General features: G+C 67.0%; 22 protein-coding genes. 7 read left to right on the top strand and 15 right to left on the bottom strand.

Annotated elements, in window-relative coordinates:
* Positions 1 to 127: 127 nt before the first annotated feature.
* Positions 128 to 1,606 carry a xylulokinase gene (gene xylB, locus U4Z64_RS25030; protein WP_321821388.1) on the bottom strand — a complete coding sequence of 493 codons (1,479 nt, stop codon included), beginning with the start codon at positions 1,604 to 1,606 and terminating at the stop codon, positions 128 to 130.
* A 4-nt stretch (positions 1,607 to 1,610) separates the two neighbouring features.
* Positions 1,611 to 2,933 carry a xylose isomerase gene (xylA, locus tag U4Z64_RS25025; RefSeq protein WP_321821387.1) on the bottom strand — a complete coding sequence of 441 codons (1,323 nt, stop codon included), beginning with the start codon at positions 2,931 to 2,933 and terminating at the stop codon, positions 1,611 to 1,613.
* Between the two features lie 266 nt (positions 2,934 to 3,199).
* Between xylA and U4Z64_RS25020 the strand changes: the two genes are divergently transcribed.
* The 4 genes from U4Z64_RS25020 (at position 3,200) to U4Z64_RS25005 (ending at position 7,993) form a co-directional block, all read left to right on the top strand.
* Positions 3,200 to 4,393: a DNA-binding transcriptional regulator gene (locus U4Z64_RS25020; protein WP_321821386.1), complete on the top strand. Its 1,194-nt coding sequence runs from the start codon at positions 3,200 to 3,202 to the stop codon at positions 4,391 to 4,393.
* 27 nt (positions 4,394 to 4,420) lie between these two features.
* On the top strand, positions 4,421 to 5,509 hold the full coding sequence (locus U4Z64_RS25015; RefSeq protein ID WP_321821385.1) for an aldose epimerase family protein: 1,089 nt from the start codon (positions 4,421 to 4,423) through the stop codon (positions 5,507 to 5,509).
* 345 nt (positions 5,510 to 5,854) lie between these two features.
* A complete protein-coding gene (locus U4Z64_RS25010) occupies positions 5,855 to 6,433 on the top strand; it encodes a DUF4337 domain-containing protein (RefSeq protein ID WP_321821423.1) in 579 nt (192 codons plus the stop codon).
* Positions 6,434 to 6,826: 393 nt separating this feature from the next.
* Positions 6,827 to 7,993, top strand: coding sequence for an arabinogalactan endo-1,4-beta-galactosidase (locus tag U4Z64_RS25005; RefSeq protein ID WP_321821384.1), 1,167 nt, complete (start codon positions 6,827 to 6,829; stop codon positions 7,991 to 7,993).
* Positions 7,994 to 8,119: 126 nt separating this feature from the next.
* Here U4Z64_RS25005 and U4Z64_RS25000 read toward each other — a convergent pair whose 3' ends face one another.
* The 6 genes from U4Z64_RS25000 to U4Z64_RS24975 form a co-directional block, all read right to left on the bottom strand.
* A complete protein-coding gene (locus U4Z64_RS25000) occupies positions 8,120 to 9,385 on the bottom strand; it encodes a sugar efflux transporter (protein ID WP_321821383.1) in 1,266 nt (421 codons plus the stop codon).
* 4 nt (positions 9,386 to 9,389) lie between these two features.
* Entirely contained in the window at positions 9,390 to 11,360 is a 1,971-nt protein-coding gene (locus tag U4Z64_RS24995; protein ID WP_321821382.1) for a beta-galactosidase, read from the bottom strand.
* A gap of 36 nt (positions 11,361 to 11,396) precedes the next feature.
* The gene (locus U4Z64_RS24990) at positions 11,397 to 12,248 is read right to left on the bottom strand and encodes a carbohydrate ABC transporter permease (protein ID WP_321821381.1); all 852 of its coding nucleotides are present in this window, start codon (positions 12,246 to 12,248) and stop codon (positions 11,397 to 11,399) included.
* A gap of 11 nt (positions 12,249 to 12,259) precedes the next feature.
* Positions 12,260 to 13,177, bottom strand: a complete 918-nt coding sequence (locus U4Z64_RS24985) for a sugar ABC transporter permease (protein ID WP_321801951.1) — start codon at positions 13,175 to 13,177, stop codon at positions 12,260 to 12,262.
* A 98-nt stretch (positions 13,178 to 13,275) separates the two neighbouring features.
* A complete protein-coding gene (locus U4Z64_RS24980) occupies positions 13,276 to 14,514 on the bottom strand; it encodes an ABC transporter substrate-binding protein (protein ID WP_321821380.1) in 1,239 nt (412 codons plus the stop codon).
* A gap of 63 nt (positions 14,515 to 14,577) precedes the next feature.
* A complete protein-coding gene (locus U4Z64_RS24975) occupies positions 14,578 to 15,732 on the bottom strand; it encodes a sn-glycerol-3-phosphate ABC transporter ATP-binding protein UgpC (protein WP_321801949.1) in 1,155 nt (384 codons plus the stop codon).
* A 234-nt stretch (positions 15,733 to 15,966) separates the two neighbouring features.
* On the opposite strand from U4Z64_RS24975, the gene U4Z64_RS24970 reads away from it, so the two are divergent.
* Positions 15,967 to 16,980 carry a LacI family DNA-binding transcriptional regulator gene (locus tag U4Z64_RS24970; protein ID WP_321821379.1) on the top strand — a complete coding sequence of 338 codons (1,014 nt, stop codon included), beginning with the start codon at positions 15,967 to 15,969 and terminating at the stop codon, positions 16,978 to 16,980.
* Between the two features lie 269 nt (positions 16,981 to 17,249).
* On the opposite strand, the gene U4Z64_RS24965 is transcribed toward U4Z64_RS24970, so the two are convergent.
* The 4 genes from U4Z64_RS24965 to U4Z64_RS24950 all read right to left on the bottom strand — a co-directional run bounded on the left by U4Z64_RS24965 (position 17,250) and on the right by U4Z64_RS24950 (position 21,216).
* Complete coding sequence (locus U4Z64_RS24965) at positions 17,250 to 18,689, bottom strand: MFS transporter (protein ID WP_321801948.1); 1,440 nt, start codon at positions 18,687 to 18,689, stop codon at positions 17,250 to 17,252.
* 103 nt (positions 18,690 to 18,792) lie between these two features.
* Positions 18,793 to 18,957 carry a hypothetical protein gene (locus U4Z64_RS24960; protein WP_321801995.1) on the bottom strand — a complete coding sequence of 55 codons (165 nt, stop codon included), beginning with the start codon at positions 18,955 to 18,957 and terminating at the stop codon, positions 18,793 to 18,795.
* A 158-nt stretch (positions 18,958 to 19,115) separates the two neighbouring features.
* Positions 19,116 to 20,267, bottom strand: coding sequence for a CaiB/BaiF CoA-transferase family protein (locus U4Z64_RS24955; RefSeq protein ID WP_321821378.1), 1,152 nt, complete (start codon positions 20,265 to 20,267; stop codon positions 19,116 to 19,118).
* A 7-nt stretch (positions 20,268 to 20,274) separates the two neighbouring features.
* Positions 20,275 to 21,216 carry a hydroxymethylglutaryl-CoA lyase gene (locus U4Z64_RS24950; protein WP_321821377.1) on the bottom strand — a complete coding sequence of 314 codons (942 nt, stop codon included), beginning with the start codon at positions 21,214 to 21,216 and terminating at the stop codon, positions 20,275 to 20,277.
* A gap of 312 nt (positions 21,217 to 21,528) precedes the next feature.
* Between U4Z64_RS24950 and U4Z64_RS24945 the strand changes: the two genes are divergently transcribed.
* Both U4Z64_RS24945 and U4Z64_RS24940 read left to right on the top strand, forming a co-directional pair.
* Positions 21,529 to 22,449, top strand: a complete 921-nt coding sequence (locus U4Z64_RS24945; protein WP_321801945.1) for a LysR family transcriptional regulator — start codon at positions 21,529 to 21,531, stop codon at positions 22,447 to 22,449.
* Between the two features lie 128 nt (positions 22,450 to 22,577).
* On the top strand, positions 22,578 to 22,733 hold the full coding sequence (locus U4Z64_RS24940; protein WP_321811538.1) for a hypothetical protein: 156 nt from the start codon (positions 22,578 to 22,580) through the stop codon (positions 22,731 to 22,733).
* Between the two features lie 268 nt (positions 22,734 to 23,001).
* Here U4Z64_RS24940 and U4Z64_RS24935 read toward each other — a convergent pair whose 3' ends face one another.
* From U4Z64_RS24935 to U4Z64_RS24925, 3 genes are read right to left on the bottom strand one after another with little or no spacing between them, the layout of a single operon-like run.
* Positions 23,002 to 24,186, bottom strand: a complete 1,185-nt coding sequence (locus U4Z64_RS24935) for a porin (protein ID WP_321821376.1) — start codon at positions 24,184 to 24,186, stop codon at positions 23,002 to 23,004.
* Positions 24,187 to 24,241: 55 nt separating this feature from the next.
* The gene (locus U4Z64_RS24930; RefSeq protein ID WP_124519884.1) at positions 24,242 to 25,036 is read right to left on the bottom strand and encodes an ABC transporter substrate-binding protein; all 795 of its coding nucleotides are present in this window, start codon (positions 25,034 to 25,036) and stop codon (positions 24,242 to 24,244) included.
* Between the two features lie 53 nt (positions 25,037 to 25,089).
* Complete coding sequence (locus U4Z64_RS24925) at positions 25,090 to 26,259, bottom strand: M20 aminoacylase family protein (protein WP_321821375.1); 1,170 nt, start codon at positions 26,257 to 26,259, stop codon at positions 25,090 to 25,092.
* Positions 26,260 to 26,389 lie beyond the last annotated feature (130 nt).

The raw sequence follows: 26,389 nt of genomic DNA, 5'->3' as shown, positions 1-26,389 counted from the left end.
CACTCCTTGTTATCGAACTTGTCGAACTACCTCACGAACATCGGGCGGGCGCATGAGTGCGCCGCCCGCATCGAGTCCTCGCAACGCGCGGCATCGTGCGATGCGAACCGCGCGCGCCATCCGCGCGTCACGCGCCCGTCGCGAACACCGGTTCGAGCGCGCGATAAAGCGCACGAAACGTCGGCCGCCGCATGTCGCGATACCACGCGTGCCGCGCGAGATCGGGCTCGCGCACCGCGACGACCGGCGGTTGCGGGCACACGTCGCCGAGCGGCGTATCCGGTTCGAGCGCGAGGCGCGCAAGGCGCGCGGCACCGAGCGCCGGACCGACCTCGCCACCCGCGCGCAACGTCAGCGCGCGTCCGCTCAGGTCGGCGAGCATCTGCGTCCAGTAAGCGCTGCGCGAGCCGCCGCCGATCACCGTGATGCCGGCGGGCTCGAGCCCGGCCGCATGCAGCGCGTCGATGCCGTCGAGCAGCGCGAAGCCGACGCCTTCGAGCGTCGCGTTCGCGAGATCCGCGCGCCGGGTATCGGGTGTCAGCCCGTAAAAGACGCCCTTCGCATTCACGTCGTTGTGCGGCGTGCGCTCGCCGCTCAGGTAAGGCAGGAACCACGGGCGGCTCGCGCGTGCGTTCGCCTCGGCATCGGCGAGCAGCGCCGCGACGCCGTCGTAACCGGTCAGTTGCGCGGTGAAGTCGACGCAGCCGGCCGCGTTCAGCATCACCGACATCAGGTGCCATGTATCGGGCAACGCGTGACAGAAGCTGTGCACCGCCGATTCGGGCTTGGCGCGAAACCCGTCCGACACCGCGAAATACACGCCCGACGTGCCGAGCGACAGCAGTGCATCGCCGGGCCGCACGATCCCCACGCCGACCGCGCCGGCCGCGTTGTCGCCGCCGCCGGCCACCACCGGGATCTCGCGCAGCCCGAGTGCGCGCGCGACGGCCGGCAGCAGCGTGCCCGTCACGCGGTTGCCCTCGAACACCGCCGGCATCTGCGCGCGCGACAGCCCGCACGCGCCGAGCAGCGTGTCGTCGTAGTCGCGCTTCGCGACGTCGAGCCACAGCGTGCCGGCGGCATCCGACGGATCGGTTGCGAACGCACCGGTCAGCCGGTAGCGCAGATAATCCTTCGGCAGCAGCACGTGCGCGATGCGTGCGAACACATCGGGCTCGTGCCGGCGCACCCACAGCAGCTTCGGCGCGGTGAAGCCCGGCATCGCGACGTTGCCTGCCACCGTGCGCAGCGCGGGCGCGAGCCGCTCGAGTTCCGCGCACTCCGCATCCGCGCGGCCGTCGTTCCACAGGATCGCGGGGCGCAATACCTCGCCATGCGCGTCGAGCAGCGTCGCGCCGTGCATCTGGCCGGTGAGCCCGAGTGCGGCGATGTCGCGCGGATCGATGCCGCCCGCGCGGGCGTCGGCGACGACCGCGGCGAGCGCGCCGCAGGCGGCGTCCCACCAGTCGTGCGGCGCCTGTTCCGACCAGCGCGGCCACGGCCGGCTCACCGCCAACGGGTGGCTCGCGCTCGCCCGCACCGCGCCGTCGCGGTCGAGCAGCACCGCCTTCACGCCCGACGTGCCGAGATCGAGTCCGAGATACATGGCGTCAGCGCAGCCCGTAGATGGCCTGGTTCACGATGTTCTCGAGCCGCTCCTGCGCGCCGCTCGCGTGCCGCGGGTCCACGCCGCGCGCGAGCGCGTCGTCCGCGAGCGACTGCAGCGTGTAACCGCCCGACAGGATCTTGCGGCCGAACGCGTCGTCCCACTGCGCGTAGCGCTGCCGGCGCAGCGCGTCGAGCCGGTCGTTCTCGACCAGCACCGCCGCGCGTTCGAGCGCGAGCGCGAGCACGTCGATCGCGCCGACATGGCCGTAGAACAGGTCTTCCGGATCGACGCTCTGGCGCCGCACCTTCGCGTCGAAGTTCATCCCGCCGGTCGTGAAGCCGCCGTGGCGCAGGATCTCGTAGAACGCGAGCGTCAGCTCCTCGACGCTGTTCGGGAACTGGTCGGTGTCCCAGCCGTTCTGCGGATCGCCGCGGTTCGCGTCGACGCTGCCGAACACGCCGAGCGCGAACGCGTTCGCGATCTCGTGATGGAACGAATGACCGGCGAGCGTCGCGTGGTTCGCCTCGATGTTCACGCGGATCTCGTTCTGCAGTCCGTATTGCACGAGAAAACCGTGCACGGTCGCGACGTCGTAGTCGTACTGGTGCTTGGTCGGCTCCTGCGGCTTCGGCTCGATCAGCAGCGCGCCCGTGAAGCCGATCCGGTGCTTGTGCTCGACCACCATCGACAGGAAGCGCGCGAACTGCTCGCGCTCGCGCTTCAGGTCGGTATTGAGCAGCGTCTCGTAGCCTTCCCGGCCGCCCCACAGCACGTAGTTCTCGCCGCCGAGCCGGTGCGTCGCGTCGAGCGCATGGCACACCTGGGTCGCGGCCCACGCGAATACGTCCGGGTTCGGGTTCGTCGCGGCGCCCGCCGCGAAGCGCGGGTGCGAGAACAGGTTCGCGGTGCCCCACAGCAGCCGCACGCCGCTCGCCTGCTGGCGCTCGCCGAGATAGTCGACCATCCGCGCGAAGTTGGCCGCGTAATCGCGCAGGGTGTCGCCTTCCGGCGCGACGTCGGTGTCGTGGAACGTATAGAAAGGCGTGCCGAGCTTCGTGAAGAACTCGAACGCCGCGTCCGCCTTCATGCGCGCACGTTCGAGCGCGTCGCCAGGCTGCTGCCACGGCCGCCGGAACGCGCCCTGCCCGAAGATGTCGTGCCCCGGCCACACGAACGTATGCCAGTAGCAGACGGCAATCCGCAGATGCTCGGCGAGCGTCTTGCCGAGCACGCGCTTCTCGGCGTCGTAATGGTGGTAAGCCAGCGGGTTGTCCGACTGCGGACCTTCGTAGCGAATCGCGGGAATGTGTTCGAAATACGACATGGCGTCTCCGTGCAGGGTCTTGTTGCGGCGCAACGCGCGTCGCGACGACGACGCACGCGGCCGAATCCGGTTGGCTGGATCGTGCCCGCGCGCCTGCCGGCCGGCAATTGCGAAATTGCGCAGCATGCTTAACGTTTCTTGCCAGCCGCTGCGCGCGGTGCGCGTTCCGGCCTACAATCGCCGGTCACCAGAGCATCGCGCGGCACCGTCCGCGCGCCCCGGAGACAACGGCAAGACGCCCGAGCGGCGCCCGCCCCGAGACCGACATGACCCGCGCCTCTTCCGCCCAGACACCGCACCGCATCGCGCTGCTGTTCAACGCGAACAAGGTCTACGACCGCGAGCTCATCAGCGGCATCGGCCAGTACCTGCACACGACGCGTGTCGTGTGGGACCTGTTCCTCGAGGACGACTTCCGCTGCCGGCTCGCCGGCATCGAACGCTTCGACGGCGACGGCATCATCGCGGACTTCGACGATCCGGCCGTCGCCGACGCGCTCGCCGGCTCGCCGCTGCCGATCGTCGCGGTCGGCTCGTCGTACGAGGATCCCGCGCAGTATCCGCACGGCGTCCCATATATTGCGACCGACAACCCGAAGCTCGTGTCGCTCGCCTATACGCACCTGATCGGCGCGGGGCTCGCGCATTTCGCGATGTACAGCCTGCCGGTCGCGCAGGAGAACCGCTGGGCGCAGCAGCGCGAGCTCGCGTTCGATCGCCTCGCGCGCGCCGACGGGCTCGACGCGCCGATCTACCGCGGCCTGTCGACGAGCGCGTCGGGCTGGAATCACGCGATCGAGCAGCTGATCGGCTGGCTGCATGCGCTGCCGAAGCCCGTCGGCGTGATCGCGGTCACCGATGCGCGCGCGCGGCATCTGCTGCAGGCGTGCCTGATCGCCGGCATCGCGGTGCCGGAACAGGTCGCGATCATCGGCATCGACAACGATCCGCTCACGCGCACGCTGACGCGCATTCCGCTGTCGTCGGTGATCCAGGGCAGCGAGGAAATGGGCCGCACCGCCGCGCACCTGCTGCACCGGATGCTGCGCGGCGCGCGTTTTCCCGGACAGCGCATCCTCGTGCCGCCGGTCGGCATCAACGTGCTCGAATCGACACGCCACCAGCCGCTCGCGAGCCCGCACGTGATGCGCGCGCGGCATTTCATCCGGCAGTACGCGTGCCAGGGGATCAAGACCGAACAGGTCGCCGACTATGTCGGCGTGTCGCGCTCGCTGCTCGAAGAACACTTCCGGCGCGAACTGCAGCGCACCGTGCACCAGGAAATCCTGCGTCACAAGCTCGAGGCCGCGCAGGCGCTGCTCGCGAGCCGCAACGCGTCGAGCGCGGAAGTCGCGATCCGCTGCGGCTTCACGTCGTTGCAATACATGTACGCGGTATTCCGCCGCGAACTCGGCTGCACCCCGCGCGAATACCAGGAGCGCACCGCGCCCGCCCACTGAATTCACCGCTCACGAGCGAACCCACTCATGCATATCGACACCGACTCTCCCCGCCCGGCATCCGACGTGGGCCGCATTCCGTCCGAACCGTGGGGCACGCTGCCCGGCGGCGATCCGGTGCGGCGCTACACGCTGCGCAACGCGCACGGGATGCGCGTCGTCGTCAGCGATCTCGGCGCGACCGTCGTGTCGTGGCTCGCCCCCGACCGCACCGGGCGCTTCGCCGATATCGTGCTGGCGCACGACACGCCGGCCGATTACGTCGAGTCGGGCGCCTACCTCGGCGCGACGGTCGGCCGCTGGGCGAACCGGATCGCGAATGCGCGCTTCGCGCTCGACGGCGTCGACCACACGCTCGACCGCAACGAGAACGGCAACCTGCTGCACGGCGGCGCGAGCGGCTTTCACCGCGCGCGCTGGGACGTCGTCGACGACCGTGGCGGGCTGACACTGCGGCTCGATTCGCCGGAAGGCGATGCGGGATTTCCGGGTAACGTGACGGTGCAGGTGCGTTATACGCTCGACGACGACGGCACGCTGACGATCGACTACGCGGGCGTGTCCGATGCGCCGACGCCGCTGAACCTGACCAATCACAGCTACTTCAACCTGAGCGGGCGCGCGGGCAGCGACGTGCGCGGCCATCTGCTGCAGATCGACGCCGACGCGTTCGTCGAAGTGGACGATGCGCTGATCCCGACCGGCACCGCCGACGTGACGGGTAGCGCGTTCGATTTCCGGCAGAGCGCGCCGATCGGCGCGCGCCTCGACTGGCCGCATGCGCAGCTCGCGCGCGGGCGCGGCTTCGACCATTGTTATGTGCTGCGCGAGCCTGGGCGCGGCGTGCGGCCCGTCGCATCGATCTACGATCCGGAAAGCGGCCGGGAGCTTGCCGTGTCGACGGACCAGCGCGGGCTGCAGCTCTATACGGGCAACTATCTGGACGGCGTGCGCGTGAGCGGCGGCGTGGCGTGCCGGCGGCACGCGGCGCTGTGCGTCGAAGCCGGGTTCTTTCCGAACCAGGTCAACATGGACGCGTTGTGCGACGAAACCATTCTTCATCCGGGTCGGACCTATCGCCAGACGACGCGGTATCGGGTCGGCGTTCGCGGGTAGCGGTAGCGGACGCGTCGGGCCCGGTCGCATGCGGACGCGTCAGTCCGCAAACCGCCAAGTACACCGGTCGGCATGCCCGCTCCGAAACCACTGGGTCAATCACGTCAACCGGGATACCGAATCCGTCCAGGCAGCGGCCGCCTGAGGTTTATCGTTTATCCGCCGCGATGCGGTCCCACGAGGATGCGGATCCGTCGCTGAACATGCGCGAGACGCGCCAGGCTGGCGCGTCGCGCGAAAGCATCGCCAGCACGCAAACCTGTGTCAGACTCCCATGTGCGATCGAGCGTCCGTGCGCAGTCGGCCGGCGCCGGATTTCATTCAACTCTTGCGGGTTCCTTACGGATGTCTGAAGAATACGAAGTTCATGGCCCTCACGACCATGCGGTGGAACATCATGCGGCTCACGGCGGCGATCAAGGTACGTCGCGCATCGCCGTGCTGACGGCCGTGCTTGCCTGCTTCGGTGCGATATCGGCCTACCAGAGCGGTGCCGACGAAAGCCTCGCGCTACTGTACAAGAATGACGCCGCGATCCGGAAAACCGAGGCTGCGAACCAGTGGGCCTACTATCAGGCGAAGGGCAACAAGCAGAACCTCGCCGAACTCGGCGCGGCGTTGAGCCCGGACGCGTCGCCGCAGCGCAAGCGGTTCGAGGCGGACGCCGCACGATACCGCGCCGACAAGGAACCGATCCGGGCGCAAGCCGAGGCGCTCGAAAAGGAAGTCGAGAAGAACAACGCGGCCAGCGAGGCGCGGATGCACCGACACCATCGGTGGTCGCAGGCGACGACCGTCATCCAGATCTCGATCGCGCTGGCGGCGATCACGATCCTCACGCGCCGTTCATGGATGCAGGGCCTTTCCATTGGCGTGGCCGCAGTCGGCATCGTGATCGCGGGGTTGGCGTTCTTTGGGGTTTGATTGACAGCGAGGCCGTCGCAGTCCGGTCGTATCTCGACCGTGCCGTGTTGTATACGTGAAGCCACGCGCGCATCGTGCCCAACGTGCTCCCGGCGCGGCGATCATCGTCGTGGTCAGCGTGGCTTCATGCAGTCAGACGGCTCAGGATTCGCCACGAACGGCACCTGAAAAAAGCACGACTCTGCACCGGGCGCAAGATTGACCCGCCTGTCTCTCCTCACCGTCCCCACGCCTGTCGCCAGATAGTAGGCAACGCACGCGTTCTTTGCGTTGGCATCGGCGGCTGCGCTACGCTCGATCCGGCCTCTCATCGAGGCCGAAATTTAAGCGCTTAAACCGATGAAGCCCGCGATCCTGCGATCGATCGACCGGGCCCAATACTGGAGGATGACGATGAACAGACGATCGATGTTGCGCTGGAGTGTCTCGACCGCGGCGCTCGCGTGCGTCGACCTGGCCGGCGCGTTGCCGGCCGTCGCGCAAGGCGTCGCGCGCGCCGCAGGCAGCGCGGGTATCCCGTTCGCGATGGGCGCCGACGTGTCGACGCTGCCGGAACTCGAGGCGCACGGTGCACGGTACTTCGACCGCGGGCAGCCGCGCGACTGCCTGAAGATCCTGCATGCGCATGGCGTCGATTCGATCCGCATCAAGGTATGGAACGATCCCGGCAATCCGGATTTCTTCCCCGCGAACCAGAGCGATGCGGCCGGCTACAACGACGCGGCCCATGTCGTGGCGCTCGCGAAGCGCGCGGCCGCGCTCGGCATGCGCATCCTGATCGACTTCCACTACAGCGACTGGTGGGCCGACCCCGGCAAGCAATACCCGCCGCATGCATGGGCCGGCAAGAATCTCGCCGACACGTGCGCACTGCTGTCGGCCTATACGACCGACGTGCTGCGCCAGCTTCAGCGCGCCGGCGTGCGGCCCGAGTGGGTGCAGATCGGCAACGAGATCACGCGCGGCATGCTGTGGCCGCTCGGCCGCTACGACCAGTGGGACAACCTCGCGCAACTGCTGAAGACGGGCCACGATGCGGTGAAGGCCGTCGATCCGCGCATCAAGGTGATGCTGCACATCGACAGCGGCGGCGACAACGCGAAAAGCCGCTGGTGGTTCGACAGCGCGACGCAACGCGGTGTCGCGTTCGACGTGATCGGCCTGTCGTATTACCCGCAGTGGCAAGGCGCGCTCGACGACCTGCGCAACAACGCGAACGATCTCGCCGTACGCTACGACAAGGAGCTGATCGTCGTCGAGACCGCGTATCCGTGGACCACCAGCGACGGCGACTCGGAGCCGAATGCGATGACGAACACCGGCTCGACCGCGTTCCCGCCGTCGCCGGCCGGCCAGGCGCAGTTCCTCGCGGCGGTCGTCGACACCGTGAATGGCGTGCCGGGCAATCGCGGCAAGGGCGTGTTCTGGTGGGAACCGGAATGGATCCCGACACCGGGCGTCGGCTGGAAGCTGGGCGCGGGCGATCAGTGGGACAACAATACGCTGTTCGACTTCCACGGCAATGCGCTGGCGTCGCTCGACGCGTATCGCAAGCGTTGACGCTTCACGGCATCGCCGATTCACCGCACCGGCGCATCGTGCGTCAGTGCGGTGGGTTGAAGCGGTGTCGTGCGGGCGGTGTGGTGTCGCTTGTGTCGCTTGTGTCGCTTGTGTCGCTTGTGTCGCTCATACCGCTCGCTGCGCCGTTCCGCTCACACCGCCCCGCTCGCCGCGCGCATCCAGCGCGAGCAGCACGCACGCCACGAGTGCGAGCCCGCAGCACCCTGTGAACGTCGCGCGATAGCCGAACAGGTCGACGCACGCCCCCGACAGCACACCCGACGCGATCGAGCCGACGCGCGCGGTGCTGAAGAACATCGCGGTCGCGGTACCGGGGCGCGTGGGCATCAGGTCGCATACGCGCGTCATCCCGAGGCACGACGTGATCGCGACCACGCAGGCGCTCAACAACTGCAGCGGCAGGATCAGGTCGACTCGCGTCACCGCCACGAGCCCGATGAAATACGCCGCATGCACGACCGCGCATGCGGTCAGCCAGCGTGCCTTGTCGAGCCGCGTCGAGCGGATGCCGAGCCACAGCATCATCGGAATCTCGAGCAACGCGGCCAGACCCAGCGCAGCCGACACGTTCGCCGGCGTGCCGCCGAGCCCGCGCACGATGTACAGCGGCAGCACGATCATCGTCGCGTTCGCCGCGAGCCCCATCAGCGTGAGCGCGACGAGGGTCCGCAGCACGCGTGCGCGCGGCGCGACGACGACCGACGCAGCATCGCCCGACGACGCCGGAGCGTAGTCGACCGCGCGCACGTGAACGGCGGCTGGACGCCGCGCAGGCTCCGGAATCCGAGCGACGATCGCCGCGCACGCGACAAAGCCCGCCGAAGCCGCGAGAAAGAGCCCGGTGAAACCCGTCTGCGCGAGGATCAGCGCGCCGAGCGCGGGCCCGAACACCCACGCGACCGACAGCATCGTGCGCAGCGCGGCCGACGCGAGCTCGCGCTGTGCGTCGTCATCGACCGGCAGCACCGCGCGCGCGAACGCGAAGATCTGCGACAACGACACGGCCCCCGCGCCGAGCAGGATCGTGCCGGCCGCGATCACCGGCCCGTGCGCGCGCAGCACGCACAGCAGCGCGAAGCCGAGCGCGGCAGCGGCGAGCGATACGACGAGCAACGGCCGGTGGCGGTCGCGGCGATCGGACCAGCGTCCGGCCCACGTGCTGGCGACGACACCGCTCGCCGCGATCAGCGTCATGAATACGCCGGCCAGTGACGGCGACATTGCTGCCGCCTGCACGCCGAACAGCGACAGGTACGGCGCCGTAAACGACATCGCGACGCCGAGCATCAGCGCCGCCGCGGACAGTGGCACGAAATGCGCGATCCCGGCGAGGCGCGCGATACGTGACCGCAGCGACGGCAACGACTGCATCGCGTCAGTCCGGCTCGACCCATGCGGCGACGTCGACCGCGCCGAGTTCGCGGCCGCCGAGCACGAAACGCGCACCGTCCGGCGCGGGCAGCGTGCACGTTGCGTCGCCGTAGTTGAACGCGAACACGACGCGCCCGCGCCGGCGCAAGCGGACGCCGTCCGGCAATGCACGCACCGGCAGTCCGGCGTCGCGCGCGCAGCGGCCGACGATCGCACGCAACAGCGTGCGATCGAAGCAGGCGGTCGCCATCGTCACGTGGCCGCGCCGCACGAGTGCGGGCACGCCGTCGTCGCAGGCCGCGAGCACGTCGACACCGGTGACCGATTCCATATCGACGTGATCGCGCCATTTCAGCGCGTGGCCGTCGATGCCGTCGAACGCGACGCGCGGGGCGAGCGACGGCCGCAGCGATTCGACCTGGCCGATCCGCACCGGCAGCACGTCACGCAGCTTGCCGGGTGCGAGGCCCGGCGCGATGGCGAATGCCGCCGTACGCGAACCCGTGCGCGGCCCGAACAACCAGTGCGCGGTCCCGCGCGCGGCCTGCTCGACGATGCGATCCGTGACGACCGGCAGCGTCGGCGCGACGACGAACGCATAACGCGACACGTCCGCACCGGCCGCGACGATATCGACGTCGATCCCGAGTTCGCGCAGCGCGCGATACCAGTCGAACGCATGTTGCTGATAGTCGAAGTCGGCGCCATGCGGCTGGATCCGGATCATCCAGTCCGCCTCGTAGTCGAACAGCAGCGCGACGCGCGCCGGACGCTCCGAACCCGCGAAGCACCCGGGATCCAGCGCAGCCAGTTCACGCGCGACGCGCGCCACTTCATGACCGCCCGGCGACAGGCGGTCGTCCGGCGCGTTGAGCCCCGAATGCAGTTGCTCCTGCGCATGCGGATACTGCCGCCAGCGGAAATACGATACGAGTTCCGCGCCATGCGCGAACGCTTCCCACGTCCACAGCCGCACGGCGCCGGCGTGCGGCACCGGGTTGTACGGCCCCCAGTTGACGGGCCCCGCCTGTTGCTCCATCACCCACATCCGGCCGTTGCCGACGCCGCGATACAGGTCGTGCGAGAACGCCGACACGTCCGGGTGCCCGGTGCGGGCCCAGCGCCGCTTGTCGGATTCGTCGAGCGGCAGCACTTCGGTGCGCGGCACCGGGTAGCTGTCCCACGCGGCCACGTCGAGGCCGCCGCGCGCGAACGCATAGTGATCGAACTCGGTGAAAAAGCCCATGAAGTTGTGCAGCACGTCGCGGCCCGGCGCGTGCGGGCGGATCGCATCGACCTGCACGGCATGGAACCGCGCGACCTCGTCCGACTGATAGCGGCGGAAGTCGAGCAGATGGGCCGGATTCGCATCGGTCGGCGTATGGCGCGGCAGTTCGATCTCGTCGAAGCCGCGATACTCCATGCTCCAGAACACGTTGCCCCACGCGCGGTTCAGCGCGCCGATATCGCCGTAGCGCACCGCGAGCCACGCGCGAAAACCTTCGAGCGCCGCACGCGTATAGCTCGGCAGCGTGTTGTGACAGCCGATCTCGTTGTCGGTCTGCCATGCGATCACCGCCGGATGCGCGCCGTAGCGCCGCGCCATCGCGTCCACGATGCGCACGCAGTGCTCGCGATACACGGGGCTCGCGATATCGTAGTGGCGACGCGAGCCGAACTGCCACACCGCGCCGTCCGCGCCGATCGGCAGGATCTCCGGATGACGATCGACGAGCCATTTCGGCGGCGCGGCGGTCGGCGTGCCGAGCACGATCTTCAGTTGCTGGCCGGAGAGCGTGTCGATCGCTTCGTCGAGCCACGCCCAGTCGTAGCGGCCGGGTTCCGGCTCCATCCGGCTCCACGCGAATTCGGCGATCCGCACGCGGGTCAGGCCGAGTTCGGCCATCCGCTTCGCGTCGCGGTCCCATTGTTCGCGCGGCCAATGTTCGGGGTAGTAGCAAACGCCGAGGTGCATCGTGGATTCCTTGCAGATGAAAGAGGATGGGACGGGTCAGCCCTTGGTCGCGCCGAACGTGAGCCCGGTGACGAAGTGCTTCTGCATCGCGAAGAACATCAGCACCGACGGCAGCGCCGCGAGCACCGAGCCGGCCGACACGATGTTCCAGGCGGTCGTCCACTGCCCCTTGAGCGCGGCGACGCCGACGGTGATCGGCGCCGCGTCGTCGCCTTGCGTGAGGCACAGCGCCCAGAAGTAGTCGTTCCACACGAACGTAAATACGAGGATCGCGAGTGCCGCGAGCGCCGGCCGCACGAGCGGCAGCACGACGCGCCAGTAGATCGCCCATTCGGACGCGCCTTCGACGCGCGCGGCCTCGATCAGCTCGAACGGCAACTCGCGGATGAAGTTGCGCAGGAACAGCGTGCAGAAGCCGGTCTGGAACGCGGTATGGAACAGCACGAGCGCCCACACGGTGTTGTACAGGCCGACGCCGAGCATGATCTGCCGCACCGGGATCATCAGGATCTGGATCGGCACGAAGTTGCCGGCCACGAACAGCCCGAGCAGCACGAGATTGCCGCGGAACCGGTAGTTCGCGAGCGCGTGCCCCGCGAGCGACGCGAGCAGGATCGATGCCGCGACCGACGGCACCGTGATCAGGATGCTGTCCGCGAAGTAATGCAGCATCGGCGTCTGCGTGAGCGCGGTGCCGTAGTTGTCGAGCAGCGCGAACTGCTTCGGCCAGTCCCAGTAATGGCCGGCCATGATCTCGTCGGTCGAGCGGACCGACGTGACGAGCACCGCGAGCAGCGGCACGAGCCACAGCGCGAGCGCGCACGGCAGCGACAGGCGGTACAGCAGGCGGGCGGGACGTCCCCAGCGGGACACGGGCATCGGATACATGTTGGTTATCCTTACGACTCGACGCGCACCAGCTTGCGCAGTTGCCACACGATATAGACGAGCATGATCGCGAACAGCACGACCGCGATCGCGGCCGAATAGCCTTCCCGGTAGTACTTGATCGCCTGGTCGACCATGAAGTACGCGAGCACGGTCGAGCTGTCGAACGGGCCGCCTCCCGTCATCACGGAGATCAGGTCGAAGCTGCGCAGCGCGCCGATCACGGTCAGCACCACCGCCATGAAGGTCGCCGGCCGCAATTGCGGCAGGATCACGTGCCACAGCAGCGTGAAGCCGCGTGCGCCTTCCATCCTCGCCGCTTCGACGATCTCGCCGTTGATGCCGGTGAGCCCGGTCAGGTAGAGGATCATGCAGAACGGAATCTGCGGCCACAGCGCGGCGACGATCACGCCGTAGGTCGCATAGCGCGGATCGCCGAGCACCGGGATCCCGTGTCCGACGATCAGCTTCAGCAGTCCGAACGTCGGATCGTAGAACCACGAGAACACCAGGCCCACGACGACGCCGGGCAACACGAATGGTGCGAAGAACAGCGACTTCACGAGCCGGATGCCGAACACGTTCTGGTTCAGGTACAGCGCGAGCGCGAGGCCGAGCGGCGGCGCGGCGAGGAACAGCGCGAGCCACAGCACGTTGTTCTTCAGCGCGACGTAGAACGTATCGGACTGCAGCAGCTCGCGATAGTTGTCGAGCCCGGCATACGTCATCGGCGTCATCCCGTCCCAGTGATGGAAGCTCAGCCAGATGCTGCTGACGATCGGATACAGCACGAACACGGTGAAAAGCGCGAATCCCGGCAGCACGAACCACAGGGCCGCGCGGTTGCGCCGGCGCGCGAGCGACGCGCGCGCATGCCGCTGCGGGCCGGCTTCGCGGCGCACGGCGCTTTCGGACAGGCTGGTTGACATGAGGTGACCTTCGACGAAACGAACCAAACGAACCCAACGAACGAGACGGTGACAACGACGCACCGGACCGGCATGCGCCGGCCCGGCCGCGCGGTGCGTTATTTCCGGTAGATGCGCTTGCGAGTCTGCTCGAGGCGCTGCAGGATCGCATCGAGCTGCGTCGGGTCGGACAGGAACTGCTGCATCGCCTTCATCCCCTCGTCCGCCATTTCCTTCGTCATGTCGCGATCGTAGAACTGCGCGATGCCGCCCGGCGTTGTCGCGAGCGTGCGGAAGCCGATCTTCGAGATCGGGTCCTGCGGCTCGGGCGCCTTGTTGTTCGACGGCAACTGCCCCATTCCCTTCGCGAACTCGCCGCTCACCGCCGGTTGCCCCATGAACGCGAGGAAGCGACGCGCGTCCGTCTTGTTGTGCGCCTTCGCCGGCACGATCAGCACGTTGACCGGGCCATCTTCCGCAAGCGGCACCGACGCATCGATCACCGGGAAGCGGAAGAAGCCGATCGGGTTGCGCGCCGCACTCAGCAGGCCCGCCGAATACCAGGTGCCCATCAGCGTCATCGCGGCCTGGCCGTTGACGATCAGCGGGCTCAGCGAATCGACGTCGTAGGACAGCGCGTTGTCGATGAAATACTTGTCGTCGATCAGCTTCTTCCATGCCGCGTACACGGCCCGCACGCGCGGATCGGTATACGCGACGTCGCCGGCCATCAGCTTCTGGTGGAATGCATAGCCGTTGATCCGCAGGTCGAGATAGTCGAACCACGCGGCGAGCGTCCACGCATCGCGCGCGGCCACCGCGACCGGCGCGATGCCGGCCGCCTTCAGCTTGCGGCACGCGTCGAGAAACTGCGCCCAGTCGGCCGGCTCGCCGTGAATGCCGGCCTTCTCGAACATGTCCTTGCGGTAGAACAACCCATACGCGTCGTAGCCGAGCGGCAAACTATAGAGCTTGCCGCCGTAGGTCGACGACTGCTTCACGGCCGCATACGTGTCGTTCCAGCCGTTCTTCTGCCAGTCCGCGCTCAGGTCCTCGATCAGCCCGCGCTTCGCGAAGTACGCGAGCCGTTCGCCGTTGTTCCAGCTCAGCACGTCGGGCGGATCGGTCGCGAGCCAGCCCGACATCTGCACCTTGTACGCCTCCTCGCCCACGTAGCTGACCTTCAGGTCGATATCCGGATTCGCCTTGTGGAACTGGTCGAACGCCGCCTGCCACGTCGCACGCTGGTTGCCGCGCGCGGCGACGTTCACCTTCAGCGTGCCCGCATCGGCCGTCCCCGCGGCGCATGCCGCGGCAGTCGTCAGGGCAAGCAGCAATCGGCTCGCACGAAGTCTCATCGTTGTCTCCTGGTATTGGTGTGATGGGTGCCGCGTCGCGCGCGGCGGGTCGGCAGTGCGCCGCTACGCGAACGCCGCTTCGGCGTGGACGGCCGGCAACGCGATGCCGGCCTCGTCGAACAGGTGGCAGCACGACGGCGACACGCGGAATGCATGCCGTTCGCCGCGCCGCAACGCGGCCTGGCCCGGCAGTTTCGCGAGCAGCGGCACGCCGCCGGGCTGGTCGAGATGCACGTACGCGGCTTCGCCGAGCTGCTCGACGAGTACGACGTCACGCACGATCGCCGGCAAGTCGGCATCGCCCGCCGTGGCGACCGTCAGATGCTCGGGACGAATCCCGAGCGTCACGCGCGCGCCGCTGCCGACGTGGCGCGGCAACGGCCGATCGTGCAGCGTCAGCGTTTCGCCGGTTCCATCCAGGCGCAGCCGGCAGCCATGCGCATCGCCCGCTTCGACGACCGCCGGCAGGAAGTTCATCCGCGGCGAGCCGATGAATCCCGCGACGAAGCGGTTGGCCGGCCGGTGATACAGCTCGAGCGGTGCACCGGCCTGTGCGATGCTGCCGAAGCGCGCGACGTCGTCGCCCGCGTGCAGCAGCACGATCCGGTCGGCCAGCGTCATCGCCTCGATCTGGTCGTGCGTCACGTAGACGGAGCTCGATTGCGTGAAGCGTGCGTGCAGGCGGGCAATCTCGACGCGTGTCTGGCCGCGCAGCGTCGCGTCGAGATTCGACAGCGGCTCGTCGAACAGGAACACGCGCGGCTCGCGCACGATCGCGCGGCCGATCGCGACGCGCTGCCGCTGGCCGCCCGACAACGCCTTCGGCTTGCGATCGAGCAGCGCGTCGAGCTGCAGCACGCGCGCGGCTTCGGTCACGCGGCGCCGGATTTCATCCTTCGGCGTGCCGGCGATGCGCAGGCCGAAGCCGATGTTGTCGAACACGGTCATGTGCGGAAACAGCGCATAGCTCTGGAACACCATCGCTACACCGCGCTCGGCAGGCGGCGTGTCGTTCATGCGCGCACCGCCGATCCGCAGTTCGCCGTCGGTCACGTCCTCGAGCCCGGCGATCATCCGCAACAGCGTTGACTTGCCGCAGCCCGACGGACCGAGAAACACGCAGAACTCGTGCGACGCGATCTCGAGGTTCACATCGCGCAGCACCGGCGCATGGTCGCCGTAGCGCTTCGAGACGTCCTTCAATGAAATGGCGGTCATCGCGCTCTCCTCTTCCGGTCAGGCGCTACGGATCGAGAAATTTAATCGCTTAAATTTCAGTGGTGCAGTTCGCCCGGTTCGCCGTACCATGTCGTCTCCTTGATCTGATGTGCCCAGAAATTAGCGTATCGCCTGTCCTTGTGCAACTAGTGGGACGCACTCCCAGAATATGAGCAGACACTCCCCCGCTTCGCTTCCGTCGCGCCTCATCTTCCGACCACCTGGCGGCCGCGCATGGTGACGCTCGCGCAAGTCGCGCGGCGCGCGAACGTCACTGCTGCGACCGTCTCGAACGTGCTGCGCAATCCGCAGAAGGTGAAGCCGGCGACCGTCGAACGCGTGATGGCCGCGATCCGCGAACTCGGCTATCGGCCGAACCTGACCGCGCGCGCGCTGGCCGAGGGCCGCACGTCGACGCTCGCGCTGATGCTGTCGAACATCACGAACCCGTTCTATCCGGAGTTCGTGCTGGCCGCCGAGCGCGAGGCGCGCAAGCGCGGCCATTACCTGCTCGTGTCGAATACCGACGACGATCCGGCCATCACGCGCAACTACCTCGAGCGGATCGCGGGGACGCTCGCCGCCGGCGCGATCGTGATGAACACCGACCTCGCCGAAGCCGAGCTGGCCGACATCGCACGCCACGGCGCGTCGATCGTGCTGTGCATGTGGGAGCACGTGCATGCGTCGCGCACGCTGCCGTGCGTGACGGTCGATTTCGCGGCGGCGGGGGCGCTGGCGGCCACGCACCTGTCCGGGCTGCGGCATCGCGCGTTCGGCGCGCTCGTCGGCAGGGGATCGGGCGGCCCGCAGTCGGTGCGGCTGCGCGGCTTCGCCGACGAACTCGCGGCACGCGGCCATCCGGCGGACGCGTTGACGACCGTGTCGGCGCACGACTCGATCGAAGGTGGCTACGAAGCGGCTGCTGCGTTACTGAGGGCGCAGCCGGGCCTCACCGCGCTGTTCGCGACCAACGACCTGATGGCGATCGGCGCGATGCAGGCGGCCGCCGATCTCGGCTTGCGCGTGCCGGTCGATCTGTCGGTGATCGGCATGACCGATATCCAGCTCGCGCACCAGTTCCGCCCCGCGCTGACGACGGTGCGGTTTCCGACGTCGCAGATCGCCGCGCGGGCGATCGCGCTGACGCTCGACATGATCGACGGGATCGAACCGGCTGCCGCCGTGCATACGATCGGGGCGCCGGAGCTGGTCGTGCGGGAGTCGACGGGGGTGGCGCGGGGGTGAGGGTTCGATTCGGCCGGCGGAGCCATCTGTTCGCCGGCGCAGGTGGCGAACGTGCCGCCTCGATGTACAGCCTGATCGGCACGGCACGACGAGGCGATTCGGGAACGTGCGTCGTGCCGGCCAATCGTCGCCGAACGCCTGCTGCCACTTGACGGCCTCGGCATCGTCGGCCCGGCGACGGCAAGATCCACATGCCGGACCGATCTTCGAACCATCAAACCGCAACGTGCCCTCGTACGCGTCGCGGTTGTCGAGATAATCGTGACGGGTCAGTGGTTCAGTTCCTCGAGCCGCACACCATTGGTCTTCGGTCCAAAGAGGCCGATTGACACCGCGACCATCAGCATACATGCCGTGATGCCGGCAAATACCCCTGGCACGCCGAAATCACGGAGAAGAAATGCGATCAAAAAGCCCGACATCATCGCACCGACCCGGCTGGCCGAATACACGATGCCGTTGGCCCGGCCCCGTATCGCTGTCGGGAACAACTCTGCCTGGTACGCGTGATAGCAGACCGAGATGATCTGGCCGGCGAAGCTGATCAACACACCGAGGATGATCAGCGGTGCCATCGTCCTGGCATGTGCGAACGCCATCCCGCATAGGATCACGATCAACGCACCGCCAACGATCAGGTATTTGCGCTGGATCCTGTCGGCGACCGCCATCGCCAGCAGCGGCCCGATCGGCAACGCGAACGCGATGATGAACGAATAGAGCAGGCTTTTCGTGACGGTAATGCCCTGGCTGATCAACAGCGTCGGCACCCAGCTCGCAAAACCATAGTAGCCGATCGCCTGGCAGAAGTTGAAGACAATCAGAATCACCATGCGTGATCGATAAGGTTGCTGCCACAACTCCGCAAGCGATGCACGTCGATGCTTCGGCTGCACCACGACCTGCGACGGGGGCGGCAGCGACCGCCCCGACTGACGCTCGACGATCGCCTCGATGTTCCGCACGATCGCGTCGCTCTCGTCGAGTTTTCCGCGTATGGCGAGCCACCGCGGGCTCTCGGGCACACCGCGCCGGATGAACCACACCAGCAACGCGCCGGCCGCGCCTGCGAGCACCACGACCCGCCACCCTTCGATACCGAACACCGTGGTCGGTACGAGCCAGTACGACAGGATCGCGGCGACTGGAGCCGCCGCGAACATCACACTCTGGTTGAACGCCATCGCGCGGCCGCGCATGTGTTGCGGCACAACCTCCGTCACATAGCTGTCGATCGTGATGATTTCGACCCCGACGCCGATGCCGGTGATGAAGCGCCAGAAAATCATCCCCTCCGGGGTGGTCTGGAAGGCCATGATCACTGAACCGACCGAATACCAGAGCAGCGAGACCGTGAACACCGAGCGCCGGCCGTATCGATCGGGCAGCCAGCCCAGTCCGAACGTCCCGACGAACAGGCCGGCGAATGTCGCGGCGATGAAGCCGGCGATCCCGGTGAAGCCGAAAAACGCGTGCGTGGTCGTTTGCAGCACCCCGCTCTTCGTCATGCCCGGCGCGATGTAGCCGGTGAAGATCAGGTCGTAGACTTCGAAAAAGCCACCCAACGAGATCAGCAGCACCAGCATCCATAGATGGCGGGTGATCGGAAGGCGATCCATACGCGCGGCGATTGCGGCACCCGGCGAGTTGTCGACGTTGACGACGAGTTGATCGTGCGGACGGGAATCCGCGGTTGCTGTGGAATGCATGTATGTCTCCTGGATACGGCAAATGTCGACGGCCTTGTTGTTGGATCGTGGTCCGTCTGCCGGTGTATCGCGCTCCGCGCACGTCATGCGTGGAGCGCGTTGTTCAACTGTGTTTCCCTACGACACCTCGGCGGATCTGATCGCGCTCGATCGATAAAGCGGTGCGCCACCGATACCCTTGATGGCAGGCAATCGCAGCCACGGGCGATGCGAACTCGACGAATTCAAATCCCGTCAACCCCATTGGGTTATCAAACAAATCTGCCATCTCTGTATCTCCGAAGTGATCAGACGGCCAAACCGACCTGATCGGGACGGTGGCGATGAACGTTGGCGCGGCGCACGTCATCCGCCGCGTTCTCGAGCAGGTTCGCAACCTGTTCGTCCGTCGGTTCCCGCACCGCTTTCGCGAGTGCGCCTGGAAGGTCATGCGCTCGCTCGTCCGCGCAGTCGCGAAAGAATCTCGTGCGTGTGTTCGCCGACCCGGGCGAGCGCCTGCCGTACGCCCGGCCGCCGACCTCCCATCGTCAGCGGCAACAAGACAACATCGGTCATCGTGCCGTCGTCGGTCTCCATCGGCACGAGTCCGCCGCTGGCCTTCAGATGCGGGTCGTCGAACAGCTGCTCCGGTCGCACGATCGGCGCGTACGGAATGCCCGCGGCCTCGAGCTTCGGCATCAGTTCGTCGGCACGGTGGTCCTTGAGCACGGCGCCGAGCGCTTCGAGCAATTCGGGCCGAACCGCCACACGCAATGCGTTGCTCGCGAAGCGCGGCTCCGCGGACAGATCCGGGCGGCCGAGGACGTCGCACAGCGTGACGAACTGCTTGTCGCTAACGGCGCCGATGAACAGCTGTTCGCCGTCGGCAAGCGTGAACACGTCATACACGCTCCATGCGGACACGCGCGCGGGCATCGGCGGCGGCGCTTCATGCGTCATTGCATACTGCTGCATGTGCTGCGCGGAGAGGAACACGCAGTTTTCGAAGAGCGCGCTCTGTACTTCCTGGCCGCGTCCGGTGACATCCCGTTCGCGCAACGCGGCCAGCACGCCGATCGCGCCGAACATGCCACCCATGATGTCGTTGACCGATGTTCCCGCACGCAACGGCCGGCCCACCGGCCCCGTCATGTACGACAGTCCACCCATCATTTGCACGACTTCGTCGAGCGCGAGACGCTTCTCGTAGGGGCCGGGCAGGAACCCCTTGTGCGACACGTAGACGAGCCGTGGAAACGCATTCGAAAGCGTGTCGTAGTCGAGACCGAGCTTCGTCATCAAGCCCGGGCGGAAGTTCTCGAGCATCACGTCGCACGTGCCGATCAGCGCGAGCGCGGCGTCCCTGCCCTCCGGTGTGTTGATGTCGAGAACGACGCTCTTCTTGTTGCGGTTGAAGGTGCGGAAGAAGCCGATGCCGAGGCCCGGCAGCTTGCGCGTCTTGTCACCGCCGGGCGGCTCGATCTTGATGACCTCCGCGCCGAGATCCGCGAGGATCATCCCGCACGTCGGCCCCATGACCATGTGTGTAAACTCGATCACTCGCACACCGTCGAGCGGAAGTCTTGCGTTGGTTTCCATGAGGTCCTCAGGCATTGAGCGCCGTCGATGCAAGATGCGTTTTCGGCAGACCGGCACGCCACAGCGCGCCATGCAGCATTTCGCCGTCGAGCCAGCGCGCGACCTTGGCGCGCAGCGCCAGCAGCGCCGTCAGGTCGATGCCGGTGTCGATGCCCATCTCGTCCAGCATGAACGCGAGGTCCTCGCTCGACGCGTTGCCGCTTGCGCCCGGTGCATGAGGACACCCGCCGATTCCTGCGAGCGTCGCGTCGAAACGCGCGACACCGGTTTCCAGCGCGGCATAGATGTTGGCGAGCGCGAGGCCGCGCGTGTCATGAAAGTGGCCGCAATAGAAGCGCTCGCCTGCCATGCGGCGCGCACGCTCGAACAGGTCACGAACGGCCGCGGGCCCCGCATAGCCGACCGTATCGGCGATGCTGACGCGATCCGCGCCCGCATCGAGCAGCGCCTGCATGCAACGCAAGACCTCGTCCGGTTCGACACGCCCCTGGATCGTGCAGCCGAATGCCGTGCCGATGCCGCCTTCGATCAGCGTCGTCGATCCGGCGGCGTCGCGCGCGGCGCGGATATGCGCAACCTCGGCGATCACTTCGTCGGGCGTCTTGCGCAGGTTCGCGAGGCTGTGTTCGCGGCTCGCGGACACCGGCACGAGCAGCAAGTCGGCGCAAGTCTCGATGGCGCGCTGCGCGCCTTTCAGGTTGGGCACCAGCACCGACACGGTGAGGCCCGGTAGCGTTTTCGCGTAGGCGACGAGTTCGGCCGTATCCGCAAGTTGCGGCAGAAGCCGTGCCGGCACGAAGGAACCGACTTCGATCTCGCGCTGGCCGGCTGCGTACGCATCGGCAATCCATTCGATCTTGCGCTCGGTCGGCAGAACGGCCTGGATGCTCTGCAGGCCGTCACGCAATCCGACCTCGCGAATCACGACATGGGAGGGAAAAGAAGGCATGGGGTCGCTGTCTCCGCAATCTGTGGCCGGTCATTGCACGCCGGCGATAGCCCTTACTCTATAGATTCCAAAAGCGACGTAAAGTATCGATTTGGAAGCTATAGCGTTCCGAAACGGAATCTCAGAAATGTCGCCGCGTCCGCGTCGCGAACGGGCCGGCCGTCGTCACGAAATCTTCTGAAGAAACCCCGCACGGCGCGCCGGCGGGACGTCGTCGTGGTAATTTCCGACGTTCCCGGAGAACACGGATACCGGCCGAAACGGGCAGAAAACTTCCGACCCGGAACGTATCGACTCATGGAGACAGCACCGTTGCGCGACCTCGACCTCAAGACACTCCGACTGTTCGTGGCCGTGTGTGATCACGGCAACATCGCGCGAGCCGCGAAGGAAGCGCATATCGAGCCATCGGCGATCAGCAAGCGCATCGCGCAGCTCGAGAGCGACCTCGGCGCGCCGGCGCTGACGCGGTCGCGACGCGGCGTTACGCCCACGCCGGCCGGCGTCGCGCTGCTCGAGCATGCGCGCAGCATGCTGTTCACGATGGACCGGATCGCGGCCGACGTCACCGCGATCGGCGACGGGCTGCAGGGGCGCGTGAGCATCTGCGCGTCGGCGTCCGCGATCGCGGAAGTGTTACTGGACGACATCGCATCGTTCATGCGCGACCCCGCCAACCGGAACATCAAGGTCGACGTGGAAGAGCGGCTGTCGCGCGACCTCGTCCGGCAGGTACGCGAAGGAGCATCTGCGGTCGGCGTGTGCTGGGACAACGTCGACTTGCAAGGACTGCAGGCGCGTTCATATCGGCACGATCGGCTGGCGCTCGCCGTGCACCCGGAGCATCCGCTTGCCGGGCTTCAATCGGTCGGTTTCGACGACACGCTCGACTTCGATCACGTCGGACTGCCGCCCGCCACAGCGGTTCACACGATGCTCAGGCGAGCAGCCGCGGATCGGGGCCGGACCGTGTCGTATCGCGTGATCGTGTCGAGTTTCGACGCAGCCTTTCGCGTCGTGGCCGCCGGTTTGGGGATCAGCGTCATCCCTGTCGAAGTTGCAGCCGCTTACCGGCAGTCGCTCGGCGTACGGGTCATCCCCCTCACCGATTCATGGGCCCGGCGCCGCTTCGTCGTCTGTTTCAAGACCTTTGACACTATCCAGCCCGCAGCACAAAGAATGGTCGAACATCTAGCGAAACGCGCCGAGTCGGAAACGAAGGTCGGTGAATAACGACCGCTCCGGCCATGCAGGGGCAAGTCCACCGCGTGGCCGAGGTGCAGATTGTCCCGACGCCGCGACCACATCCGGCAATGAACTCGCGACGATGCCTGTGACCGGGCGAACACCCGCAGCCCCGAATGACAGCATTTGCCGGCAGGCTCCGGCCGCGGGCCGTACGTGGCATTGGTGAGCGACGTGTTCGCCCGTCGCATCGCCGGCTGGCGCGTGGCGGCAGCTACGATAACGCGCTGGCTGAAACGATCAACGGTTTGTACAAGACGGAACTGACCTGATCGATTTCTCGTGTTCGTGTCGAACGTGCATGCCAATGGAATCGCCCGCTCACGAATACAGCGTCGCAAGCGGCCGAAACGACGCGCGAGGATTCCGTGTATCGACAAGCTGAAAAAACAGAACGTTGACGCGGGCTATGAGGCGGGGATGCTGCCCACCGGTTCACGCATGACGCGGCGAGTCCTTGCCGGAATGCGCCGCTTGTGCGGGCGGGCGACGCCAGGCCGGCCGCCCATCCCGCCCTTCGCCCCCTCGATCCCGATCCGGTCAGAACTTATGCCGGATCCCCGCATGCACCATCAACTGCTTCGACGTCGACGACAGATCGGCCGCCCCCGGGACATACGCCTGATCGAGCGACGAGCCGGTCGCGTCGCCGGCAACCCGCTGGTACGCGCCCATCAGGTAGACGTCGGTGCGCTTCGACAGGTTGTAGTCGGCCATCAGCCCGATCGAATGGATCTTCGGTTTCGCGCTGCCGGTGGTCGCTTCATAACGCACGGTCGTATACACATACTGCGCGCCCACGAAGAACGCCGGCGTGAACTGGTATTTACCGTTCACTTCGAAGTTCTGGTACTTGATCGCCGTGACCGTGCCGCCCGCGAGCGGCCCCGTGACGGGTTCGATCGTCTCGTCGCCGAACAGGTAGCCGACGTTCGCGGTCGGCCGCGTGACGTTGCTGTTGGTATACGCGAACCCGACCGTCGCGGGCCCTGCCGTGTAATTGACGCCCGCCCCGAAAATCCGCAGCCGCGCCGACGCGAAGTTCGCATCCGCGCCGACCGACCCCGAGCCAGCGATCGCGCCGCCGCCCGTCGCGCCCGGGTTGTCCGCATTCAGGAACGCCGCGCCGACGAGCAGGCCGCCCTGCTCGTACTGCGCACCGACACTCCACTGCCGGTTGTTCGCGAACCCGGTGTCGTTGCTGAAGCTGTACGTGCCGCCGAACGAGAAGCCGGCAAAATCCGGGCTCGCATACTTGACCGTGTTGTTCACGCGGAACGTGTTGCCGGTGTTGTCGTTGTCGAGCGGATGCGAGAACGGATAGGTGCCCCAGCTGCCGTTCGCGGTCGTCGGCGCGAGATAGTCGACGACCGAGTCGTATTGCCGGCCGAGCGTCAGCGTGCCGAAGCGCGTGCTGCCGAGCCCGACGTAAGCCTGCCGCCCGAACATGCGGCCACCCTGCGCGAGCGTGCCGCTGTTCACGTTGAAGCCGCTCTCGATCTGGAACAGCGCGGTGTAGCCGCCGCCGAGATCCTCGGTGCCCTTCAGCCCCCAGCGGCTGCCCTGCGCGAAACCGCTCGCCATCTGCCAATCACTGTGGCCGCCGACGTTGTTCGTATAGTCGATGCCCGCATCGATCAACCCGTACAACGTGACGCTGCTTTGCGCAAACGCCGGTGCCGCGCACAGTGCCGGCATCGCGACGAAAAACAATCTCCAGTTCATTCGTTTTCCTTATTGATTTGACGATTCCCACTCGCTCGCTACGCTGCGGTTCGGCTTACTTCGTGCCGTAGATGTCGAAGTCGAAGTACTTGCGGTTGATCCGCTGATACGTGCCGTTCGCGAGGATCGTCGCCAGCGCGCGGTTGAATGCATCGCGCAGCTCGGTGTCCTGCTTGCGCAGCCCGAGGCCGTCGCCCTGTCCGAAGTACTTAGCATCGTCGATCGCCGCGCCGACGAACATGAAATCCTTGCCCTGCGGCTTCTTCAGGAAGCCGTCGCTGGCCGCGATCGACGCCTGGAACGCCGCGTCGAGCCGCCCGCTCACGAGATCGGCATAGACCTGGTCCTGGTTCTGGTACGACTCGATCTGCACGCCGGCCGGCTGCCAGTTCGCGATCGCATAGTCGGCCTGCGCGGAACCCTGCTCGACGCCGACCCGCTTGCCCTTCAGCGACGCGGCCGTCGGCAGCAGCGGCGAACCCTTGCGCGCGACCAGCCGCGCCGGCGCGTTCGAGATCCGGTTCGTGAACGCGATCTGCTGCATGCGCTTCGGCGTGATCGTCATCGACGACGCGATCACGTCGAACTTGCGCGCGAGCAGCCCCGGAATCATCCCGTCGAAACTCGACTCGACCCACACGCAGCGCGCGCGCAGCTCCGCGCACAACGCGTTCGTGATGTCGATCCCGAAGCCGGTCAGCGTGCCGTCGGGCTGCTTGTATTCGAGCGGCGGATAGGTGGGATCGACCGCGAGGCGGATCTCCTTGCCCGTCCAGTCGCCCGCATGCGCGGCGCCTGCCACCGTCGTTGCCGTCAGCGCCACCGCGAGCGCCGCCATCCATTGTTTCATTGCCAGTCTCCTTGTTGCCGTCGTTGAAGGTAAATCGAATCGGTCCAGCCGCGTCACGCGAGGTAGCGCTCGGCGAGCGCGATCCAGTAGCTCGCGCCCGTCGCGAGGCACGCATCGTTGAAATCGTAGCCGGGGTTGTGCAGCCCGCAGCCGGCCGCGCCGTCGCCGTTGCCGATCGACAGGTAGCTGCCCGGGCACGCGTCGAGCATGAACGCGAAATCCTCGCTCGCCGCGATCGGCCGCAGATGCGGAATCAGCGCATCGTCGCCACCCCATTCGCGCGCGACATCGCGCGCGAACGCCGTTTCCGCCGCGTGATTCACGAGCACCGGATAACCGTGGCGATAGTCGATCTCGGCCGTCGCGCCATAGCTGTCGGCCTGGCCGTGCACGATCGCGCGAATGCGCCGTTCGAGCAGCGCGCGCACGTCCGGCGACAGCGCCCGCACGCTCAGCTCGATATCCGCATGCGGCGGAATCACGTTCGATGCGGTGCCCGCGTGGATCGAGCCGGTCGTGACGATCGCCAGTTCCTGCGGATTGACGTTGCGCGACACGACCGTCTGCAGCGCCATCACGATCGACGCGCAGACGACCACCGGATCGATCGTCGTATGCGGCGCCGCGCCGTGGCCGCCGCGCCCGGTCACGCGCACGCGCACCTCATCGGCCGACGCCATCGCCGGGCCGTCGCAGAAGCCGAGCACGCCGGCCGGCAGGCCCGGCACGTTATGCATCGCGAACACGGCATCGCACGGGAACTGCGTAAACAGCCCGTCGTCGAGCATCCGTTTCGCGCCGCCGAGCCCTTCCTCCGCCGGCTGGAAAATCAGGTTCAGCGTGCCGCTGAAGCGCCCGCGCTCCGCGAGGCAACGAGCGGCGGCGAGCAGCATCGCCGTATGGCCGTCGTGGCCGCAAGCGTGCATCACGCCGTCGTGCCGGCTCGCATGCGGCAGCCCGGTCGTTTCGCGGATCGGCAGCGCATCCATGTCCGCGCGCAGCCCGAGCCGCTTCCCTGCGCCGCGCGTGAGCGTGCCGACCACGCCGGTACCGCCGAGGCCGCGCGTGACCCGATAACCCCATGTTGTCAGGCAATCGGCGACGAGCTCGCTCGTCGCGTGTTCGTCGAAACCGAGTTCCGGATGGGCATGCAGCCGGCGGCGCAGCGCGATCATCTCCGTCTCGATGGCCGCCATTTCAGGCGGAATGCGTACTCGATCCAACCCCGTTACTCCTTTCCAGGTGCCGCGTTGCGACTGCCGGAATGGCAGGTCGTGGGCGAGATCGTAGGCAGCGAAAAAGCCGGCGAACAGCCGCAGTTTCGTTATGATGACAACCTTTCGTTGTCGGCTA

This window comes from Burkholderia sp. BCC1996 (genome assembly GCF_905339955.1).
In the GTDB taxonomy this organism is placed as follows: domain Bacteria; phylum Pseudomonadota; class Gammaproteobacteria; order Burkholderiales; family Burkholderiaceae; genus Burkholderia.
This window is presented reverse-complemented; position numbering and strand designations above follow the sequence as displayed.

Excerpts from the sequence above, each read along its gene's own strand:
- xylB (WP_321821388.1), bottom strand. The coding sequence starts at position 1,606 with ATGTATCTCGGACTCGATCTCGGCACGTCGGGCGTGAAGGCGGTGCTG.
- xylA (WP_321821387.1), bottom strand. The coding sequence starts at position 2,933 with ATGTCGTATTTCGAACACATTCCCGCGATTCGCTACGAAGGTCCGCAG.
- U4Z64_RS25020 (WP_321821386.1), top strand. The coding sequence starts at position 3,200 with ATGACCCGCGCCTCTTCCGCCCAGACACCGCACCGCATCGCGCTGCTG.
- U4Z64_RS25015 (WP_321821385.1), top strand. The coding sequence starts at position 4,421 with ATGCATATCGACACCGACTCTCCCCGCCCGGCATCCGACGTGGGCCGC.
- U4Z64_RS25010 (WP_321821423.1), top strand. The coding sequence starts at position 5,855 with ATGTCTGAAGAATACGAAGTTCATGGCCCTCACGACCATGCGGTGGAA.
- U4Z64_RS25005 (WP_321821384.1), top strand. The coding sequence starts at position 6,827 with ATGAACAGACGATCGATGTTGCGCTGGAGTGTCTCGACCGCGGCGCTC.
- U4Z64_RS25000 (WP_321821383.1), bottom strand. The coding sequence starts at position 9,385 with ATGCAGTCGTTGCCGTCGCTGCGGTCACGTATCGCGCGCCTCGCCGGG.
- U4Z64_RS24995 (WP_321821382.1), bottom strand. The coding sequence starts at position 11,360 with ATGCACCTCGGCGTTTGCTACTACCCCGAACATTGGCCGCGCGAACAA.
- U4Z64_RS24990 (WP_321821381.1), bottom strand. The coding sequence starts at position 12,248 with ATGTATCCGATGCCCGTGTCCCGCTGGGGACGTCCCGCCCGCCTGCTG.
- U4Z64_RS24985 (WP_321801951.1), bottom strand. The coding sequence starts at position 13,177 with ATGTCAACCAGCCTGTCCGAAAGCGCCGTGCGCCGCGAAGCCGGCCCG.
- U4Z64_RS24980 (WP_321821380.1), bottom strand. The coding sequence starts at position 14,514 with ATGAGACTTCGTGCGAGCCGATTGCTGCTTGCCCTGACGACTGCCGCG.
- U4Z64_RS24975 (WP_321801949.1), bottom strand. The coding sequence starts at position 15,732 with ATGACCGCCATTTCATTGAAGGACGTCTCGAAGCGCTACGGCGACCAT.
- U4Z64_RS24970 (WP_321821379.1), top strand. The coding sequence starts at position 15,967 with ATGGTGACGCTCGCGCAAGTCGCGCGGCGCGCGAACGTCACTGCTGCG.
- U4Z64_RS24965 (WP_321801948.1), bottom strand. The coding sequence starts at position 18,689 with ATGCATTCCACAGCAACCGCGGATTCCCGTCCGCACGATCAACTCGTC.
- U4Z64_RS24960 (WP_321801995.1), bottom strand. The coding sequence starts at position 18,957 with ATGGCAGATTTGTTTGATAACCCAATGGGGTTGACGGGATTTGAATTC.
- U4Z64_RS24955 (WP_321821378.1), bottom strand. The coding sequence starts at position 20,267 with ATGGAAACCAACGCAAGACTTCCGCTCGACGGTGTGCGAGTGATCGAG.
- U4Z64_RS24950 (WP_321821377.1), bottom strand. The coding sequence starts at position 21,216 with ATGCCTTCTTTTCCCTCCCATGTCGTGATTCGCGAGGTCGGATTGCGT.
- U4Z64_RS24940 (WP_321811538.1), top strand. The coding sequence starts at position 22,578 with ATGACAGCATTTGCCGGCAGGCTCCGGCCGCGGGCCGTACGTGGCATT.
- U4Z64_RS24935 (WP_321821376.1), bottom strand. The coding sequence starts at position 24,186 with ATGAACTGGAGATTGTTTTTCGTCGCGATGCCGGCACTGTGCGCGGCA.
- U4Z64_RS24930 (WP_124519884.1), bottom strand. The coding sequence starts at position 25,036 with ATGAAACAATGGATGGCGGCGCTCGCGGTGGCGCTGACGGCAACGACG.